This window comes from Caballeronia sp. BR00000012568055, assembly GCF_029439455.1.
Lineage (GTDB): Bacteria > Pseudomonadota > Gammaproteobacteria > Burkholderiales > Burkholderiaceae > Caballeronia.
In genome coordinates this window covers 1-2,816 of the sequence record NZ_JAQFVG010000106.1, presented here as the reverse complement: position 1 = coordinate 2,816, position 2,816 = coordinate 1, and the positions used below count along the sequence as shown (strand labels likewise).

Annotated in this window: 1 protein-coding gene; it reads right to left on the bottom strand. The window is 59.7% G+C overall.

What is annotated here, in order from left to right:
• A partial coding sequence (locus P7F28_RS06480; protein WP_277183668.1) for a hypothetical protein occupies positions 1-1,993 on the bottom strand: 1,993 nt, incomplete at its 3' end.
• Positions 1,994-2,816 lie beyond the last annotated feature (823 nt).

Genomic DNA, 2,816 nt, shown 5'->3' with positions numbered 1-2,816 from the left:
CGCCCGGCCACGATGCATTGTTGTGCGTCCAGAGCGCGGTGACCACCTTGCCGTTGTTGAGCCGCTGGAATGCATAGGCATAGACCCCTTTGGGCGTGTCGTTGACGTAGCCCATCGTCGTGGTGCCATCGACCAGGCGCGTCATGGCGGCGACCGCCATTGCAGCCGGCTTAGGGCTGATCGACTTCAAGCCGAAGCCGCCCTGCGTATTGATGAGATCAAAAAACACGCCGTAGCCGATCTGATCCGGGAAGTCGTTCGTGTAGAAGATAAAGCTCACGTCCGCGCCTTCGCCCAGCAGAATCAGATGCGTGCGCGCCACCGTCGCGCCTTGCGCGTAGAGCACATTCCAGTTCGGCGTGTTCGGCCCGTACTTGCTGCCGATGTCGTAACTCACGCCCGTTTCCGTCACGAACAGCTTCGCGCCCGGCTTGACGATATCCGTCATCGCGCGGCGCAGGTCGCGCATCATGCCGGGCATCGCTTTGCCCGCGGTGGCGGCGTCGGCATCGAAACGTTCGGGGGGATGCGAGGGCGAAGTGCCGACATCGTAATAACCATGCACGCTCACGCCATCCAGATATTTGCCGATGCCCAGCGGCGCGAGGCGCTTGAGCCACGTCGTATTCGCCGACAGGCTCGACAGCGTCAGACCCATCACCACCGCGTTCGGATCGCCCGCATGGATGGCTTCGTGCGTAGCCTTGTACATGGCTACGAGATTCGCGTCCGAATCTTTCCACGGCAGGCCGCCTTCGTAGTCCGGTTCCCAGGTCACCTGATAGTAGTTATGCGTCTGCTGCGCAAAATACTTCGCACGCACCCGGTTCGATTCCTCGCCCACGCGTTTCATATAGTCGCGGTACGCATCCATCATCGCGGGCGCGTAGCTGTGCGTCTGCTTCTTTGTCGGACTGGCCCACGCAGGAATGCCGTCGAGCTGGATCAGACGCAGGAGATCGCCGGATCGGAAGAAGGGCTGAAGATTGTCCGCGTTCGCGTTGAACGCGTTCGGACCTTTCTCTTCGGTCATGTACCAGTTGCGGTTGTCATTCACCCAGGTAAGGCCGAGATCCGTATATAACGGACGATACCCATCGCCCGAACAGCACGCTTCGCCAGGCTTCAGATACACCGCGCCCTGTCCGCCGAAGCGATGCTGATCCGGATGCGCGAACGTCACCGCCGGCAGCGCCGACATATCCGGCAACACGCCGAACGTCGCGATCCCCGAAGGCCGCGTCCCGCGCGATGGCAATGCCCGTTTCTCCGACGCAAGCGATGCATTCACCGCGAAGTAACCCGCCGCGCCCGACGTGCAGGCGAGGGTGATCGTTCCCGGCTTTGCAGCGACAGGAAACTGCCCGCTGGCCTTGACGACGTTCCACGCATCGCGGATTTGCCAGTCGACCGTATCCGAAGATTTCGCGCGCGTGGTGATTGCGACCTGCACGGGCTTGTTCAACGGAAACATGCGCGAGCCATCGCCGCCGGGCGTATCGGCTTCGATAGGATCACCGGACTCGGTCGCGGCAGTGGCCGCGGTCGGCGCGCTGCAATGCAGAGGCGGGGTATCGGAGGCGTCGGGTTCGTTCACCGTGGTCATAGCGGCGCGTTTTGCTCCCGGCGTCGCGCTCTGCTTGACGACTGTGCCTTCGGGCGCTGCATACCAGCAGTTCTTTTCAATGCCCGGCGCGGGATCGTCGAACGCGCCGTTATCGCACGTGAGTTCCTTCGTGAAGGTCTTCACGACATGTTGCGCGGGCGTGCCGTACATCACGCGCTTCGTGCCGTCGAAGCTGCATGTGTTGTGCTCGGCGGCGCACGGAATCCACGCGCTGCCGTCGATCGACACGGCGTTCGAGGCCGCAGCCGCCGCGCTTTCATCAGACGCGGCCTTGTCGCAGCCGGTGATCGACAAAAGCGCGGCAAAGGCCGCGGCGGGGCGCCGGACGCGCGAATGGTGAAGCAGGGCGATGGAAGTTCGGTTCATCGTCGGTAAGGAATAAGCCGCGAGAAGTTGGACGGTACGCATGCGACATGCTGCGGATATGAAACGTTTCCGGCAGAAATGGGCAAGCACAGTTGAGCAAGGGACCACCATGCGGTCTGCGCTACCCTGCCACCGTGCGCGCGCGCACGCCGGGACATGGATCGTCGGATCAATACCGCAGGCTAGCGCCGGGCAGCGAGCGCGCGTGTAGCGGATGCAACAACGGCAGATCGGGCAAGGCTTATCAGGAGTGAAACAACACGCGCACTTCGCGCGCCTGGCGAACGCTTCGCGTTAGCGGAAAAGTTGACCGGCGCGCAAACACCTTGGTCGTACAAATTCTCTTCGTACCTTTGGCGCAAGACGATGAAGCAAAGGCGGATCGAAGCGATAAAAAGCGGTGCGCACAGATGAGCGAATTGCGGATCAGTGTTTTCATCGCCGGATATGAGTATCAAAGCGTGCGCCGCCGCAAACGACTAAAGCATGGCGGAAGAATCCTCCGCGCAAGGCTTGAGCAGTCGGCGGTTTGCGGCCGATTTTCTGTTGCGCGCTGCAACACACGAAGGCTTACCAAAATTACTCGGGAACTCTCGCGATAAACGTAAAACCACCGCGAATTAAATCCGCCGTTTTAATCGGTGCGACTCAAAAGAAAACCTGAATCGATTAACAAATAATTGAATGCCGATTTTAAGCGGATATTTTGATTGTATGATTTCGAACATTCTCTGATCCTCACGATAAACCCAATTTTTCCGATTCTCATGAAACACGCGCGGCATCGAGGCGGTTTTGATGTTTCAAAGATGAATCAGAAATT